At 67.6% G+C, this 15600-nt stretch carries 12 protein-coding genes and 4 pseudogenes; 6 read left to right on the top strand and 10 right to left on the bottom strand.

The annotated features are described in order from the left end of the window. A pseudogene (locus tag ACFXJL_RS24415) lies at nt 1-238 on the bottom strand (SMI1/KNR4 family protein); the annotation flags it as partial. 986 nt (nt 239-1224) lie between these two features. On the opposite strand from ACFXJL_RS24415, the pseudogene ACFXJL_RS24420 reads away from it, so the two are divergent. Then, nucleotides 1225-2414 (top strand): annotated as a pseudogene (locus tag ACFXJL_RS24420) (IS110 family transposase). Between the two features lie 20 nt (nt 2415-2434). On the opposite strand, the gene ACFXJL_RS24425 reads toward ACFXJL_RS24420, so the two are convergent. Together ACFXJL_RS24425 and ACFXJL_RS24430 are read right to left on the bottom strand one after the other, a co-directional pair. Next, nucleotides 2435-2770, bottom strand: a complete 336-nt coding sequence (locus ACFXJL_RS24425) for a hypothetical protein (RefSeq protein ID WP_384695606.1) — start codon at nt 2768-2770, stop codon at nt 2435-2437. A 383-nt stretch (nt 2771-3153) separates the two neighbouring features. Further along, a pseudogene (locus ACFXJL_RS24430) lies at nt 3154-4603 on the bottom strand (NF041680 family putative transposase). A gap of 305 nt (nt 4604-4908) precedes the next feature. On the opposite strand from ACFXJL_RS24430, the gene ACFXJL_RS24435 reads away from it, so the two are divergent. Beyond that, entirely contained in the window at nt 4909-5460 is a 552-nt protein-coding gene (locus tag ACFXJL_RS24435) for a YciI family protein (RefSeq protein WP_384695609.1), read from the top strand. A 690-nt stretch (nt 5461-6150) separates the two neighbouring features. Here the strand turns inward: ACFXJL_RS24435 and ACFXJL_RS24440 are convergent. Beyond that, nucleotides 6151-6402 (bottom strand): hypothetical protein, encoded by a 252-nt coding sequence (locus tag ACFXJL_RS24440; protein WP_384695613.1) that lies wholly within the window; start codon nt 6400-6402, stop codon nt 6151-6153. A gap of 146 nt (nt 6403-6548) precedes the next feature. On the opposite strand from ACFXJL_RS24440, the gene ACFXJL_RS24445 reads away from it, so the two are divergent. The 4 genes from ACFXJL_RS24445 (at nt 6549) to ACFXJL_RS24460 (ending at nt 11403) form a co-directional block, all read left to right on the top strand. Beyond that, on the top strand, nt 6549-7889 hold the full coding sequence (locus ACFXJL_RS24445) for a sensor domain-containing protein (protein WP_384695616.1): 1341 nt from the start codon (nt 6549-6551) through the stop codon (nt 7887-7889). A 53-nt stretch (nt 7890-7942) separates the two neighbouring features. Beyond that, nucleotides 7943-8584 (top strand): response regulator, encoded by a 642-nt coding sequence (locus ACFXJL_RS24450; RefSeq protein WP_384695869.1) that lies wholly within the window; start codon nt 7943-7945, stop codon nt 8582-8584. A gap of 200 nt (nt 8585-8784) precedes the next feature. After that, nucleotides 8785-9648: a hypothetical protein gene (locus tag ACFXJL_RS24455; RefSeq protein WP_384695618.1), complete on the top strand. Its 864-nt coding sequence runs from the start codon at nt 8785-8787 to the stop codon at nt 9646-9648. A gap of 1452 nt (nt 9649-11100) precedes the next feature. Then, on the top strand, nt 11101-11403 hold the full coding sequence (locus ACFXJL_RS24460) for a hypothetical protein (protein ID WP_384695621.1): 303 nt from the start codon (nt 11101-11103) through the stop codon (nt 11401-11403). 161 nt (nt 11404-11564) lie between these two features. On the opposite strand, the gene ACFXJL_RS24465 is transcribed toward ACFXJL_RS24460, so the two are convergent. From ACFXJL_RS24465 to ACFXJL_RS24490, 6 genes and pseudogenes are all read right to left on the bottom strand, one after another. Then, nucleotides 11565-12185 (bottom strand): hypothetical protein, encoded by a 621-nt coding sequence (locus ACFXJL_RS24465; RefSeq protein WP_384695623.1) that lies wholly within the window; start codon nt 12183-12185, stop codon nt 11565-11567. A gap of 130 nt (nt 12186-12315) precedes the next feature. Next, nucleotides 12316-12549, bottom strand: a complete 234-nt coding sequence (locus ACFXJL_RS24470) for a hypothetical protein (protein ID WP_384695626.1) — start codon at nt 12547-12549, stop codon at nt 12316-12318. Nucleotides 12550-12874: 325 nt separating this feature from the next. Then, nucleotides 12875-13174, bottom strand: coding sequence for a hypothetical protein (locus ACFXJL_RS24475; RefSeq protein ID WP_384695888.1), 300 nt, complete (start codon nt 13172-13174; stop codon nt 12875-12877). Nucleotides 13175-13218: 44 nt separating this feature from the next. Then, nucleotides 13219-13428: pseudogene (locus ACFXJL_RS24480) on the bottom strand (hypothetical protein); the annotation flags it as partial. Between the two features lie 145 nt (nt 13429-13573). Beyond that, nucleotides 13574-14680 carry a hypothetical protein gene (locus ACFXJL_RS24485; protein ID WP_384695629.1) on the bottom strand — a complete coding sequence of 369 codons (1107 nt, stop codon included), beginning with the start codon at nt 14678-14680 and terminating at the stop codon, nt 13574-13576. Nucleotides 14681-14879: 199 nt separating this feature from the next. Beyond that, nucleotides 14880-15389: a SigE family RNA polymerase sigma factor gene (locus tag ACFXJL_RS24490; RefSeq protein ID WP_358880718.1), complete on the bottom strand. Its 510-nt coding sequence runs from the start codon at nt 15387-15389 to the stop codon at nt 14880-14882. Nucleotides 15390-15600 lie beyond the last annotated feature (211 nt).

A 15600-nucleotide genomic window follows, 5' to 3' on the forward strand; every position in this document is an offset into this window, starting at 1 on the left:
CGTCACGGCCCAACTGGTAGAGCTCGTTGAAGCCCTGGACCGGTTCCGGTTCACAGGCCGGGAGGCGGACCGAGTAGTCCAGCCTCTCCCCGCCGGCGGATTCCAGAAACGAGCGGGACGCGGATGGCAGGGGCAGCCCGAGCTCACGTTCCAGCGCGGCGCACTCACCTGGGTCGAACGGCCTGAACGGACCGCCCACCAGGCGACCCCTGTACCAACGCGCGAGCTCCTCGGACACGAACGGTTTGTCGCACCTGTCGGCGTGCACGCGAATGTACTCAAGCGCGTCTACCACCGTGCTGGGTTACGTGCGGACCTGCCACCGCCGGTCTGCCTCAGCACGAGCTAGTTCGGTGTCGTACTGGCCCTCGTCAAAGTGAAACTCGGGCGGTCGGGCTGCCGGGGCGTAAGGGACCTGCCAGTCCGACCACTGCACAATGTCCCCGAACCGCTGCACGACCACGGACAGGAATCCGCAGCACCCGCCAGTGCACTCGGGCTCCCCCAGCTCCACGCGCCGCGCTTCGCTGGTCGCCTGCAGGGGACTGGGGCGGCCGGAGGGTAGCGCATCAGCTGCGAACGGCCCGCGGCCCCCTTCTCCGACTGCGCCTGCGACCACGTCCTCGCCGTTGACCCAGAACCGCAGCTGAGCAGCGAACCGGGGCCCTGGCGGCAGGACTCTGATCTCCAACCGATCGAACATCGGGCCACCCTACGGGACCTGCCGACGCGACACGCGTCCCAACCGACTCCACTGGGCCGAGCACGTTCAGGTGTACCCGGCTGAGTGCTTCGCCGAGTACGCGGACAGCACCCGCTACGACGCTCCGAGGGCTATTCACCCCTCATCAACAGCCGTCCTTACCAACAGGCGGTTATGGCGGGTCGGGCTGGTCAGCGCTGGTGGGTGGCTGTCTCGCAGGGGCTGCGGCTGGTGACAACTACAGGTTCTCAGGAAGGTGAGCACGCTGTCGGTGGGCCGGTAGCGTTTGGTCCTACCTTCCAAGCGTGGGTCTGATCTGGTCCTTCGTATGATCAGCGGACCCAGGGTTCCGGGTATGGCTGTGAGCTTGTCGCCGTTGGATGGCTCAAAGAACTTGGCCGCCCGGAACCCCGCGACGACTCGACCGCTAATTGGGATACGCGACTCGATCGCCGAGTAGGACAACGTCGGCGAGGTCGTCTGCGGGATCGATATGTGACGACGAGCTGGCGGAGGTGACCGTGCCCCAGATCTGGGCCGGAGTGGGCATCGGCAAGGAACACCACCACTGCGTGGTGGTCGACGAGCGAGGCGAACGTCTTCTCTCACGCCGAGTCTTGAATGACGAGCCGGTCCTGCTGGAACTCATCGCGGACGTACTCGCGATCTCTGAGGACGCACGTGGGCGGTGGACATCAATCACGGCGGCGCGGCCCTGCTCAACGGCCTCCTGCTCAGCCACGAGCAGCCGATGGTCTACATCACCGGCGTGGCCGTGCACCAAGCGTCGGCTGCCTACCGTGGCCAGGGCAAGACGGACGAGAAGGACGCGTTCGTCATCGCCGACCAGGCGCGCATGCGCCAAGACCTTGGTCACCTGCGGCCCGGCGACGAGATAGCCGTCGACCTGCGCATCCTGACCGCCCACCGCCTCGACTTGGTCAACGACCGGACACGTCAGACCAACAGGCCGCGCGCTCAACTACTGCAATTCTTACCGGCGTTGGAGAGGTCACTGAACCTGAGCAAGAAAGGTCCGGTCATGCTGCTGACCGAGTACCAGACGCCGGCCGCGATCCGCCGCAGCGGAAGCACACGAATCGGAACCTGGCTGAAGAACCGCAAAGTGAAGAACGCCCCCGCGCTCGCCGCAGCAGCTGTCGCCGCGGCCAGGTCCCAGCACACCGCCCTGCCAGGAGAGACCCCTGCGACGGCCATGGTTGCCCGCATCGCCAAGGGCGTGCAGGCCCTCGACGTCGAGATCGCCGAACTCGAAGCGCTCATCGATGCCCGGTTCAACGAACATCGACACGCTACGGTGATCCGCAGCCTGCCCGGCATGGGAAACCTCCTCGGTGCCGAGTTCATCGCTGCCACCGGCGGAGACCTGGACGCCTTCGGCACCGCCGACCGCCTGGCGTCCTTCGCCGGCCTCTCACCAGTGCCACGGGACTCCGGCCGCGTCAGTGGCAACACGCGCCGCCCACACCGCTACCACCGCGGCCTGCTCCGGGCCTTCTACCTCTCCGTGATGGCCAGCCTGAGAACCTGCACCGCCTTCCAGGCCTACTACGGGCGCAAACGGAACGAGGGCAAGGGACACAAGCAGGCCCTGCTCGCTCTGGCCCGTCGACGAGCCAACGTCTTGTGGGCCATGATCCGCGACGGAGCGTGCTACGGAGTCCTACCAACCGTCACAGCTGCCACTTGACATCGTCATTGGGAAGTCGTTTAACCTCGGCGTTCGATGAGGCGGGCGAATGCCTCTGTGGGCCAGCAGAGCCACTCGAGAAGAGGGTGAGCGACCACGAAGTAGTGGGCGCTGACCTGGCCGCGCGGCTTGTCGAGGATCTGCGGGGCTTCATCACGGTAGATATAGCGGAGGTAACGGCGGCGGATCGGCGCTCCGGCTACCAGCAACGCTGGTGAGGCGACGAGGATGGCCAGCGATATGAGGGCCTTCACGCCCTTGAGCCTGGCTCTCTCGGCTCTCGTTTCATATCGCATGTGCTCAGTGTGCTGATCCTCGTCGTCGTCTGTCAGCACCCTCGTCGACACTGTGATCACCGCCCTCACGCTCATCAACCAGTGGCAGGAGGCAACGCGATGAACCGACCTCCCTTGCGGTGGGCACGACGACTGGGTCGGCACCTACCAGGGCGCTCACAACGAAGAGCGCGTCGTCGTCACCACCACCCGAGACGACACAGAGCCGCTCCCCTACGGCCCGGAATGCACCTACGGCTTCCCCCAATGCCGGGACCCTGTCACCTGGCACCTCACCCACCCCACCCTCCGGGACTGCTGGAACCAGAGGCCCGGCCGCTGCGCCGTCCCGTCTGAGCTGTCCAGGAAGGCCCGTGTTCCCTTCAGGGGGTACGGGCCTTCCTGCGTTTCAGGGCACTCAGAAGTCGCGGCGGCGCCAGAAGTTCACTGGCTGAGCTTGTCTTTTATGGTCCAAGTCGGTTTCGTTCGGTGATGCTCTCTGGTCGTTTCGCTGTTTTGCCCACGTCGTAGCGGGTGGCGGGCTGTCTGTTCTTCGAGCCGGGTGGTCGTCCGGGTCCGGTCGTGAGGGTTTCGGCGCACGGGCGGGACAGGCGAGGTTCGGGCGGAGGTTCCTGAACCCCCGGCGGACGCGGGCCGGGGTGAGCCGGCCGGGTTCGGCGGGCTCCCAGGGACGGCGGAGGTCGGCGGCGGCTGGGCGGAGGAGGCGGAGCTGGGTGTGAGCGGCGATCACGATCCACGTCCAGCGGTCGCCGGCCTCGGGGGTGCGAAGCTTCGACCGGGTCCACCCCAGGGTCTGTTTCATCAGCCGGAAGGTGTGCTCCAGGTCGAACCTTCGCAGGAACGCTTGCCATCGGACATCGACGTCCTCGCCGGTCAGGCTGGTGGCGAATGACCACAGCCAGACCGGGAGCGGGTCTCCGCCGCCGGGCAGGCGGTCGACCTGGAGGCGGATAAGGGTGCCCTCGATGACCGGCAGAGGGCCGGTGTGGTCGATCCAGGCGGAGCGCGTGGTCAGCCTCGGGTGGATGCGGTCCCAGGCAGATGCCTGGGCGGTGCCGTACCGGTCGGTGACCTGCACGGTCGCCGCGTCGGGTTCGCCCCAGGTCCCGGGTTTGGTGAAGTGGAACTCCTTGCCGTGCTTGGGCGGGTGACCGGCGCGGGAGTGGGCCCGGTAGAACTCCTCGCGGGAGGGCGCCGGGCGGCGCATGACCCGGTCCGCGCGCATGCGACCGAGGACCTCGACCGGCGGACCGTGCAGGAGGTGAGCCATGCGCGGTGCGTCGTATCCCGCGTCGAACACGATGAGAATGTTCCGGTCGCCCCTGTGCCAGCGGCCCGTCTCGATCAGATCGACGACGGCCCGGCGGACTTGGGCGGCGGTGACCTCGGTGACGTCGTCGGCCGGCCCGAGCCGGACGGCGTCCGGAAGCTGGCACCAGGACGTCCGGCCCGATTCGAGGGCGGCGACGAAGGAGCAGGGCCAGCCAGGTATGAGCTGATCCGAGGACCGTCCGCTCCGGCCGTAGACATGGCAGAACAGATGCTCCGGGCTGGTCGGGGCGTCAGGGCGGAGCCAGTGGCTGACGTCTACCGCGAGGACCAGGCGCCCGTCGGCGGCCCGGGGCATGGGCAGGCCGGCCAGGACCTGCCGCAGGCGGAGCACGTCGACGGTCCCGTTGTTCGGCGCGTCGTAGAGGGCGCCGTGCCCGCGCCGGTGCTCGGCCACCAGCGTCAGGTCCACCGGCGTCCTCACCGTGCCGTCCACACACAGCAACGCGTCGGTGAGCTCGAACAGCTCGTCCCCGCGCGGTCAGGCAGTCGAACAGGTCGTCCCGGAAGCGTGACGCCTTCGCGAACATCTTCCCCGGAACCGGTATCAGACAGCAGACTCACCTTCACGGCCTTCGTCTTGATCGGTGCACCTTGGTCGGAGCACATGATCAGACGAAGGCCGCCCCCACGTCCGGCGAACACCCAGGTGAGCTGATCAGTTCGAGGCTCAATCCGACCTCAGGCCCGAAAGAATGCCGGCGGCCAGTGGAAAATCCCCGCGTACGGCCAGCGTGATTCCCCACTGGATTGCCACGCTCAGTAGTCGCAACCCTGGGCGGTCTTCGACGACTCGCGCGAGTCCGCCGTGCGGTCATCGCAGTGAAACCCCCTCGCCATCGGCGCCTGTTCAAGGGAACACTGCGGCCATGGAGTTCCTCTGCTACCACCGCGACCGCACTGGCTCACTGTCGCTGCGCTACGAACTGAACGATGCGCACTTGTCCTACATGGACGGATTCGCGAAGCAGATGATCGCCCGAGGGCCGACCTTCGCTGACGACGGCGAGACCCTCACCGGCAGCGTGCACATCCTCGACCTGCCCGATCCCGCTGCCGCCCGCGCGTTCGCCTTCGACGAGCCGAACTACCAGGCCGGCGCCTACCGGGACGTACTCGTGCGACGGTGGCACAACGCCCTGGGGCGCACCATGTGGGACTTCCCCGGCGGCCGGACCGGAGGCAACCGATACCTGGTGCTCGGCCTCGGCACAGGAGAGGCCGCAGACCTCGCGCTGCCGCCCGAGCCGAAGGAGCTGATTGCCTACGGACCGCTGCTGTCCGACGACGGGACTCTCTGGCTGGGCACGGCGGCGTTGCTCCGGGCCCCGGACCCGGCCACCGCACGCGCCATCCTCACACACGACCGGTACGCCGACATCGAGGTGCACAACTGGGAGTCCGGCGGGCGGCCGTCATGAACGAGGCGCCCACCGGTGCCATCGCGGGCGCATCACGCTCTGTAGAGGAAGTGGCCGCCAACGGGGAATTGAAGTGGCCACAACCGGGAGCTGAAGTGGCCACGGGCGGGGAGAACCAACTGGCCGCTATCAAAAGAACAAGCCGAGAGCCCGAAGGTGGCCTCAGTCTTCCGTTAGTGCACCGGCGGACAAAGGTTGGGAACACCCAGGTCTTGGCCGTACACCGAGCCCCGTAGGAGCTACTCATCCTCACCGCTCCCCGTGCCTTCGGCAGGGCGGTCAGCGTGTGGCGTTCCTCGCGGCGGCCGTTACCGACGATCCGCCACACGGCCTTATCCGTCCCGTCCTTCGTCAACAGGGGCAGGGTGGTAGTCGCCACTATGGTCCGGTAGCCCACTCCCCCGACATGACGGGCGCGGTCATGGTAGGCGGCCTCCCGTGTTTCCGGGGCCGCGCGATTCGGCGCGGGGGCAAAAACGAACAGCAACATGGGGAAGGGCCACTCCAGCAGCGGTCCGGCGTAGGTCTCCTGCCAGTGGGGGCGCGGCGGTGCGCTCATGGGCGCCGCCTCCGTTGATTGGTGCGTCGGTGTCGTCCGACGTTACGGACGCCGGGATCAGCGCTCAAGACATTGGAAGTGTTCGCGGAGGTGCACCAAGCGGGGGCCAGAGAGGATGACCGCAGGACTTATCAGGGGCCGGATCCGGCGCGGGCGGTCAGCAGGTCATGCAGGATGCTGTTGGGCGTGCGCGCCATGCACAGCAGTTCCCGCACCGCTTCGGGCTTGTCGCAGCGGATGCCGATCTGGGTCCTGAGCTTCAGGATCCACTGGTCGATCTCCAGAGACTCGCTTGGGTCGAAGCGGACGGTGAACGGGACCGCGCCCTCGGCCTTCGGAGCTGGGGCCGCGGAGCCGTGTCGTAGGTGGTGATACCCATCCAACGAGCGACCGCGCGACAAGGCTTGGTCCAACCGACTTCTCGCTCTCCCGAGCGCACCCGAGACCAAGCCGGCTTCTCGTCCGGGTCTGTGTTCTGTGGTCTCCGCTCCGCCGACGGGTCTCCGGTGCAGGACAGTAGCGTGGGGTCATGACCAATGCGTTCTCCCTTTCGGCACCGGACTGGTGGCATCGGGGCCCGAGATGGCTTTCCCGTACGGGGCGTGACACGTTGATGTGGTCGCTCTATCTGCTCACCGCGCCGGTGATCGCTACGGTCGGGCTGTTGCCCGTACTCGGCGGCGTGTTGCTCGCGACGGTCGGTCGGCTGCTGCCTGGCAGTTCGCCGGTCGTGGCCAGGGCCCTGACGCCGGCACGGTGGTTCGCCGACATGGAGCGGTGGCGCATCGCCCGGTTGTACGCCGCGATCGACGCAACCGGGCGCGTTGACCTGCGGCCAGGGCCGAAGGAGAGGCCAGACGCGTCCGGCCCCGGGCCGTGGCTGGAGGCGGCGCACGCGGTTCTGATGGTGCCCTTCGCTCTGGTCACGTCGGCGGTAACAGCGCTGTGGTGGTTCGTCGGCATCGGCAGCGCCACATGCTCCTTGCGCTACCAGTACACACCGGCCGAGCCGCTGCGACCGCTTTCCCTGAATCTGGGCGACGCCCAGTCACACATCACGGTGAGCCTCGGGCTGTCCTCACCGATCGAGCGTGTCGTCTTCGGAACCGTACTCGGTCTACTGACGCTGTTCACCCTGCCGCTGGTGACCCGGGCGTGCGCCGCTGCCCAGACCGGGCTCGGAAAGGCACTGCTCGGTGACGCGTCCGCCCTGCACCGCAGGATCCGCGGACTGGAGCAGGAGCGGGACACCGCTCGCGCGCAAACGGTCGCCGCGGTCGCGGCCGAGGCCACCGCGCTGCGCCGACTCGAACGCGACATCCACGACGGACCCCAGCAACGGCTGGTCCGTCTGGCAGTGGAACTCGGCCGCGTCCGGCACCACTTCGACAGACGGCCGGAGACGGCCCGCGAAGCCCTCACCGACGCGATACTCCAGACCCAGGAGGCGCTGGACGAGCTACGGGCACTCTCCCGCGGCATCGCCCCGCCGATTCTCGTCGACCGCGGTCTGCACGAGGCACTCGTCGCCCTCGCCGTGCGTTCCACCACCTTCGCGGAACTTGACTCCAATCCCCTGGACCGCCGTCCGCAGGACACCGTCGAGACGGCCGCGTACTTCGTGGTCGCGGAAGCCCTGACCAATGTGGCCAAGCACAGCCGCGCACAGCGGTGTGTGATCGGGCTACGCCACAGCGAAGGGATCCTGAGGGTATGGGTGATGGACGACGGAGTGGGCGGCGCGGCATTGGCCAAGGGGCACGGCCTCCGGGGACTGGAGGACCGACTACTCGCGCTCGGCGGCCGGTTGCGGATCAGCAGCCCGCACGGTGGCCCGACGACGATCACCGGGGAGCTGCCGTGCTGCTGACCCCGTACGAGGCAGCGCCCGAACCGTCACCGGACCCACCTGCCCGGGGTGCGCTGCGGATCGTCGTGGCCGATGACTCGGTTCTGCTGCGCGAGGGATTGGTACGTCTACTCGTCGAGGACGGCCACCAGGTGGTGGCCGCAGTCGGCGACGGTCCCGCCCTGGTTCGGGCGGTGTCGGACCACCGTCCGGATGTGTCGATCGTCGACATTCGCATGCCTCCGACGCACACGGACGAGGGCCTGCGCGCGGCCATCGCCGTTCGCCTGCGCCTGCTCGGCACGCCGGTGCTGATGCTCAGCCAGTACGTGGAGCCCGCCTACGCGGGCGATCTACTCGCGGACGGCTGCGGCGCGATCGGCTATCTCCTCAAGGACCGGGTCGCCCGGGTCGAGGAGTTCCTGGACACACTGCACCGGGTCGCTCACGGCGGGACGGTTCTCGATCCCCAGGTGATCGCCCAGTTGCTCACCGGGCGGCGAGAAAGTGCCCTCGCGGCGCTGACCGCGCGGGAGCGGCAGATCCTGGCGCTGATGGCCGAAGGTCACTCCAATACGGCCATCACCGAGCGGCTCGTGGTCTCCGTCAGCACCGTGGAGAAACACATCGGCACCATCTTCACCAAGCTCGGGCTGCCACCCGACGACGCCCGACACCGTCGGGTATTGGCCGTCTTGACGTATCTCCGGGGCTGACGGCAACCCGGGTTCGGTCGGTGTGGGCGTCAGGGCTCCCGCCCCCGGCGGGGGCTTGCCCCAGGGGCGGGGTGGGGGCCTGCCACACCTCGATTGTCCGGCCTGCTCCGGTGATCGTGGGACGTCGGTGCGCAACCGTTGTCGGCATGACGACAGCACGACGCTGCCGTCCCCGCAGCCGATCGAGCCGAAGGAACGCCTTGTCCAGTTCCCTAGCCCCGTCGCGATCCGCGCATGTCCCCGGTCGCGCCACCACCCTGCTCACAGCCCTTGCCACGGCCCTCGTGACCGCCTTCGTCCTCGCCCCGCGCATGCTGGCGGCGAGCGGCGTGGGCAATGCTCTCTCCGATAGGGACGACCTCGTCCAAGCCGTCCGCAAGGCGTTCGTCGCGTACTGGGCCTCCGGTGACCGGGAGTTCTCGCCGGAACTGGAGACGGTGGTCGACTACTGGTTCCGCTACCACGTGGCAAAGGCCGTGATCGCCGCACTCTTGACGATCGTGCTCATCGCGCTCGGCGTTCTCCTGTGGAAGGCGTTCTTGAGGACCGGTGGTGTTGGGGCGAGCAGGAACGCAGCCCTGACGTCGAGCAGTGTTCTTGTCACGGTGCTCGCCCTGTTCTCATTGGCGGTGGTGGTGGTCAATGTCCAGGGCGCGGTGGCGCCGTTCGCCTCGCTGTTGCCGATGCTGGGAGTCACCTCGGCCGATGGGGAACTCGGCGCGACACTCGACGAGATCAGAGAGCGCCTGGCCAGCCAGCGCGCAATAGGTGACCGAACGCCGCCCGCCATCGAGGTCATGATCAACGACTTCGACCGCTATCACCTTGCCATGGCCGTGCTCGCCTCGACCGTCACGGTCATCCTCATCGCAGTCAGCGTGCTGCTGTGGAAGAAGTTCGCAGGAACAGAGCCGTCCGACAGACGAACAAGGCGCGTGTGGGCTTCGTTCGCAACTCTGTCCGCGGTGTTGTCGATGTTCGTGCTCGTGATCGCCACAGCGAACATCAGCACCGCGGCGGACCCGGCACCGGCACTCCTGGCCTTCTTCCAGGGCGGGTGGTGACAGGCCGCCTCGCGCGCCCCGGTTCCGCGCACCCGCCGGCCCCGCCGACTGCGGGTCCACTCTCCACAGCCGAGTCCGACAACGCGACGAGCCCGGCCGGGTGGCCGGGCCCGGGGACACTGGCCCTACCGGCGTCGCCCGAACCAGCCGCGGTTCTTCCCAGCATCCGACTCTGCGGCTTCCCGCGCGGCGGTCTCCTCTCCCTGGCGGCGTACGACGCGTTCGGTTTCGACCGGGCGTAATCCCTCTCCACGCACGGCCCGCACTGGTTGTCCGGCCCGCAAATGGTGCGCGCTCGCCGGAGACGGCGGCTTCGGCCAGGCCCGCCGGGGTGCAGTACCAATAACTCTGCTGCGCGCGGTGGGCCCGACCAGCGCCGGGGACTCGGCGCAGAGGTTCCGCAGCGCGCGGCGGACATGGTCGGTGCCCTGCTGATGCGGCAGCAGCCGCGCCTTGAGTTGACGGAGTGTCACCAGGCACAGGAGTGCGAGGGTGAGCAGAGCTTCGCGACGCAGGTCCGCTCCGGCCTTCTTCCGTGCACAGGACGTTTCTCCCGGCACATCAGTACTAGGAGAAGAGGAGTTGCAGCGGGCTGGGGTGGGCGAATCGGGGGTCTGATCAGCCACAACCGTCAGACGGCGGCCGGAGGCTGCGGGGCTGGGCGCGGGGCCCGCCAAAGGACTTGGAGCAAGGCTCGCCGTCGCGGCGGTCTCCACCGGGGCCGGCGAAATGGGCGAGGTAGGGGCGGTGGTCGTCGGATCCTCGGGATTCCCCGGCCGCAGAGCGGCCGGATCGGCGACACGTCCGACCCGCACACAAAGCCGTACGGGCCGGGGCCACCGTGCGAAGCCACGCCTTGACCGGCGTCTGAGTCGTGCGCACCGCCTTCGTCCACGACCTCCGTGCTGGGCACGGCTTCCGCCAAAGGGCATGGGTGAAACGGGTGCAGTGCGCACCGTCCGGCGTCTATGAACTCACCTGGTCTGACGGCGGACGTGCCACATGGCATTGCGGCACCCGGGTACAGCCCAGCGCACCCCACACCATCTGGCGCCGCATCGGCGGCCACGACATCCTCGCCTGTGCCTGAAAGGCGATGAGGGAAAGCGGGCCATCCCAGGTCGCTAGCCGGTCAGCTGGTCACGCTTCCAGCCGCCGCCGGGGTGCGGCTTCGACCACTTCGGGCGAGGGGAGACCGGACATATCCAACGGCCCCTCGCCAGCCGGTCGACGTCCGGGCCACGCCCGTCCGCGGCGGGTCGGTGCCGGAGCAGATCCGGGTGCGCGGCGCAAGTCCCCAAGAAATGATCACTACATGTAGTGACATTGTCACTAATCCGATGGGTGGTCGGGCAGTCTCCTCGCGGCGTCTCAGGAGAGGCGTCAGTTGTCCGGCACCGCGGGTGGGTTCAGGCCCGGACGCGGTGGCCGGTCTTTGAGAGGTGGATGACCATGAGTCTGATTCAGACGGGCAAGCTGCAGTTGAACTCCACGCACCCCGTCGCCGTCACGGGCGGCGACACGTCGACCTTCACCCAGGTCACCTTCCCCACCCCTTTCCCCGCCGGGTCCACGGTGATCGTGACCCCCTTCGTCCAGACGTTCAACGGCCCCGAGACACCCGGCCTGAGGATCGCGAACGTCACCACCAGCGGCTTCAAGATCCGCCTCAACGAGCTCCACGCCGCCGGCAAAGTCACCTCGGACGGCACACACGCCGAGGAGACGATCGGCTGGATCGCCACCACCGTCTGACCCACACACCCCAACGTGTCCGGGCTGCGAACGATGGCCGTTCGCAGCCCGGCCCGGGATCCTTCGCAACCAAGGGTCGGCTGCACGAGATGGCTGCAGTACACCGAGCTCTCGCCGCACATTGAAGGGACGGCCACGGGCCTGTCTCCGGTCGTCCCCGTCTACCCCGAGGTCGGCTGGGAGCAGCTGCGCGCGGTGGAGAAAGGTCGGCGCTCTGCGCTAGCTTCGCTGCGCCCGGAACCGGCGCCCGCGTAAGCCTGCCGCGAGTGCGGGCCTCCGCACCCGGGGCGGGGGTCGCCCCGCGTGCGGAGGTCGTTGTCAGGGCCGTCGGCTGAACCAACCACGGCCCCGACCCGGCTCCTGGCTGTCTCGGACTTGGCCACCAGTAGGGAACACACTGACCCAGGGGGAGACGACCTTGCAGCCTCATCGGCAGCCACCCGCTTGATCCACGCGGTGCGTAGCTTGGTGGTCACCTCGATCGACCAGGCAACCTCCCTGGGCAGGATCTCGCAGACCACATGGGTCACCGCGCGAACCAGTTCGGTGAACACGTTGACGGCGGGCTGGTTGAGGTGGATCTCGAAACTCCACCAGTGGGTCTCGACCCGGATCTCGATCTGGCCTGCGTCGGAGGCGATCGTGACGCTGCCGCCGCCCTTTCCGATCACATCGGCGGGCTCACCGTTGATCGTGATCTGATCCGGCGGTGAATCCGCAGGAGCCGCGTCAAACGGGCGGGGATCCGGCGCGTTCGCCGAACCGGGTACGGGAGATGCCACGTCATCACCTTGCAGAGCCGAGAGCACCGGTGGTGCTCTGTGTCCGGGGTCCGGCCCGCAGAACCCTGGTCCGTGAGCGGGAGGAGTACTTCCGGCTCATGGCCCGGCTCCCCGCATTATCAGACGCCGCTCAGAAACCCCGTTCCCCGGGTGGCGTCCCCTCGCACCTCTCCGGTCTGGTGTCGCACTCCGCGAAGCTCGCTCGGGCAGAGGTGACGATCGCGACCAGCAGGCCGGCGAGCAGGAACAGGTAGAGGACCCGCCACGGCCGGGCCACCCGGTCGGGGCCCCGCAGCAGCCTGATGCCCAGGAGCGCCATGATCAGCAGGGCGAACAGGAGCAGCACCACCAGAACATCCAGCACGGCATCACTCTATGAGTGCACCGGCCGAGCGGGACAGCCCCCGCACAGCAACCTCCCTCAGAACCAGGGGAGTTATCCCCCGCCCACCCATCGGAAACACGGAACCCCCACTGCCCCGGCCGTTCCGCAGGTGACAGAGCCGGGTCGGGAGAGATAGTCACGGCTGTTCGGGCCGGCGTCCGGGCGGTGCAGCCTTCCGCAGGCGGGGCCTGGGGGTGACGGTGGCGGAACGTTCGGCGCCGGTGCTGGCAGGTGTGGCCCGGTCGGTCACATGTCCTCGGGTTCACCCGAAGGAGAGGATCCTCACCTGGATCCCACAGGACCTTCATTCCTCACACTTCGTACCAGCGCGGCGGCGGACAGAACTTCCCGCTCCCGGCCGGACGGACTGCCGTGAACCCCTTCCTCTCCTTGGAGAGTGAACCCATGCCTCCCACCCGTTCGCGTCGTCGGGGGCGGCCTCGCCCTCGCCACTCTCGCCCTCCTCGGGCTCGGCGGTCAGCTCGCACACCGCCTCGTCCCACTGTTCGGACTCGTCGTCCCCTTCGTCCCATATGACATGGTGGCGGGCGAGCAGCGGACGCAGTCGGCGCCGTAGATCGGGCTCATCGGGAAGTGTGCGCATGGCGCGGTGCTCACGCAGGTCTCGTCCTCCACGCAGATCCGCACCCGACAGGGTCGGGTCAGGGCCTCAAGCCCTTCGACGACCGCCGTCAACGCCATCTGACCGGGCGTCACACCTGTAGCCATGCCGGCGATCGTGCGCTGGTGGGAGTTGTGGACCAGGACCGCCGCCCACCCGCCGAACCCGTCCTCGCACATGCCATCCGCGTATAAGGCGATCTCGACCGAGGCAGGCTTCATTTGCTCTCCCGACATACCGAGACGTCATGGTGATCGGACCGCCACATAGTAGGGGCATCCGATACGGCGTGTCAGGATTCGAGAGTCTGCTGTGACCGGGCCGGTGTGGTGGTGGGACGGCGGGTCTCCTGGCATGAACACATGGGTGTCGTGGCAACCGCTATGGGGTCGGCGCCCAGGAGTGAAACAGGCCGAACCGACCACGCGTCTTCGGTGCGGCACCCGGATCTGTTTTTGTCGCGGGGGTCATCACGGACCGGGCCACGTGCCAGACGCCGTCCGCGGCAATGTTCGTCAACTCGTCCATGGTGATCATCGGTTTGGGAGCCGCCTTGCCGGACTTGGGCGAAGTGGCGTTGTAGGCGGAGACCGAGATCGACATGTAGTTGGGCCACTGGGCGTGCGCCTTGAACTGGACCACGCCAGGCTCCCTGCCGGGCAGTTCCTGTGTGCCCACCTTGATCCCGTGCGGCAGATTCCTCACCTGCCCCTCCGGTTCGCTTGCGGTACGGGTCACCTCGATGTAGGTGCGCTCGGGGCTGCTCCCCTCCTTCACCACGACATGACCTGAGGCGCCCACCTCGCCCTGGGAGACCACCTGGAAGCGCTTGGGGAGCAGGTATTTAATGATGGCGACGAAATCTCCGGAGTCGCTCTCGGAGCCGTACAACGTGGTTCCGAATTTGTTGGGCGCGCCCTCACGGGTGAACGACGACTCCACGAACGCGGCCATGAGTCTCAGCTTCGGGGTACCGAGCCGTGGATTGCGGCCCTGGGGTGCCTCGCCCCTCCGATCGCCCGGCGACGCCTTCACATTGCTGGTGGCGATCTCGATCAGATAGCCCTTCGTCGAGACCATGGTGACCACCCACTTCTTGACACCGCCGGCCCTGCCGGCATCTGTATACCCCTTCACAACCCGGTCACCGGGCCTGGTCGTGCACTCCTCATAGGGTGAGGAACCCTCCGGTGGGCAGGTGATCAGATCGGTGAGACTCGGGTCCGTGACATCGACACGGCGCACCGTGAGCACGGTGGACGCACGGCCCCAGCCGTCGTTGTAGTTGACGGAAGCCCTGGCGGGGGTGAGCGCGGTGGAGCTGCCACGGCTGGAGAACCTCCGGTCGTCGACCGCAATCCCCGTCTGGTGGATGGCGTTGTCGAGGATGTTCTCGATCTGTGGAGCACTGACCTCAAAGGGCCTCGCCGCCGTGTCCGTCCGTTCCTTCGAGCCGACGTACAGCCCCCCACCGGTCGTCAGAGCCACAGCAAGCACGCCGGCGGTCACAGCGACCCGCCGGCGAGCGACCCGCCGGTGTCCGCGGGTCAACCCCCCCTCCACCAGGGTTCCCGCGTCTCTCAGGCGGAACTCCTCGCCTGCGCGTCGGAACGCATCACTCATCTCGTCTTCGAAAGACATGGGGAAAACCACCACTTCTGGGTCAAGGAACGGCTGCGAGGGGAGTTCACACGGAGGTGAAGTCGACGATGGTGCCGCCGAGTTGGTCACGCAGCCTTGCGAGTGCCCGCGTCGATCTGGTGCGTACGGCCGCGGAGCTGACGTTCATGGCGTGAGCGGTCTCCTCGACGCTGCGGTCATCCCAGTACCGCAGCACGAGCACGGCCCTGTCCTTCGGTGCGAGCTGCCTGAGCGCGGCCAGCAGGGTGACACGCAGTGTGAGATCCTCACGCGGGGTCAGGGCGTTGTCGGGGACTTCGTCAACCGGGCACTCACCGGCGGACCGACGTCGTCTGTAGGTGAGGTACGTGCGCACCAGCATCGTCTGCGCATAGGCAGCCGGATTGTCAGCCGCCGAGACCCGCGCCCACTTCGCGTACATCCTGCCCAGCGTTTCCTGTACGAGATCTTCTGCGAGATGCGTATCGCCACCCGTGAGCAGGCACGCGGAGCGAAACATGTGGCCGACCCGACCCTCTGTGAATGCCAAAAACTCGTCCGCCCGGCACTGTCTCATCCTTCCCCGTTCATTCGCCGTAGTCGACCAGGGCCCTCGTCCCTGTTCTCTTCATTGACGCGGTGACCGAAGAGGAATGTTTCAGCCCGCCCGAAGGATCTTTCACCGATGCGACGGTCGCGGTGTGGGCAGGCGACGGATGCCGTACTCAACCGTCGTGACCAGAGGCTGTGGTGGCCGCCATGGGAGCGAAGCGGGCCGTGATGCCCGG

Origin of the sequence: Streptomyces sp. NPDC059256 (genome assembly GCF_042753785.1) — a bacterium.
Classification (GTDB): domain Bacteria; phylum Actinomycetota; class Actinomycetes; order Streptomycetales; family Streptomycetaceae; genus Streptomyces.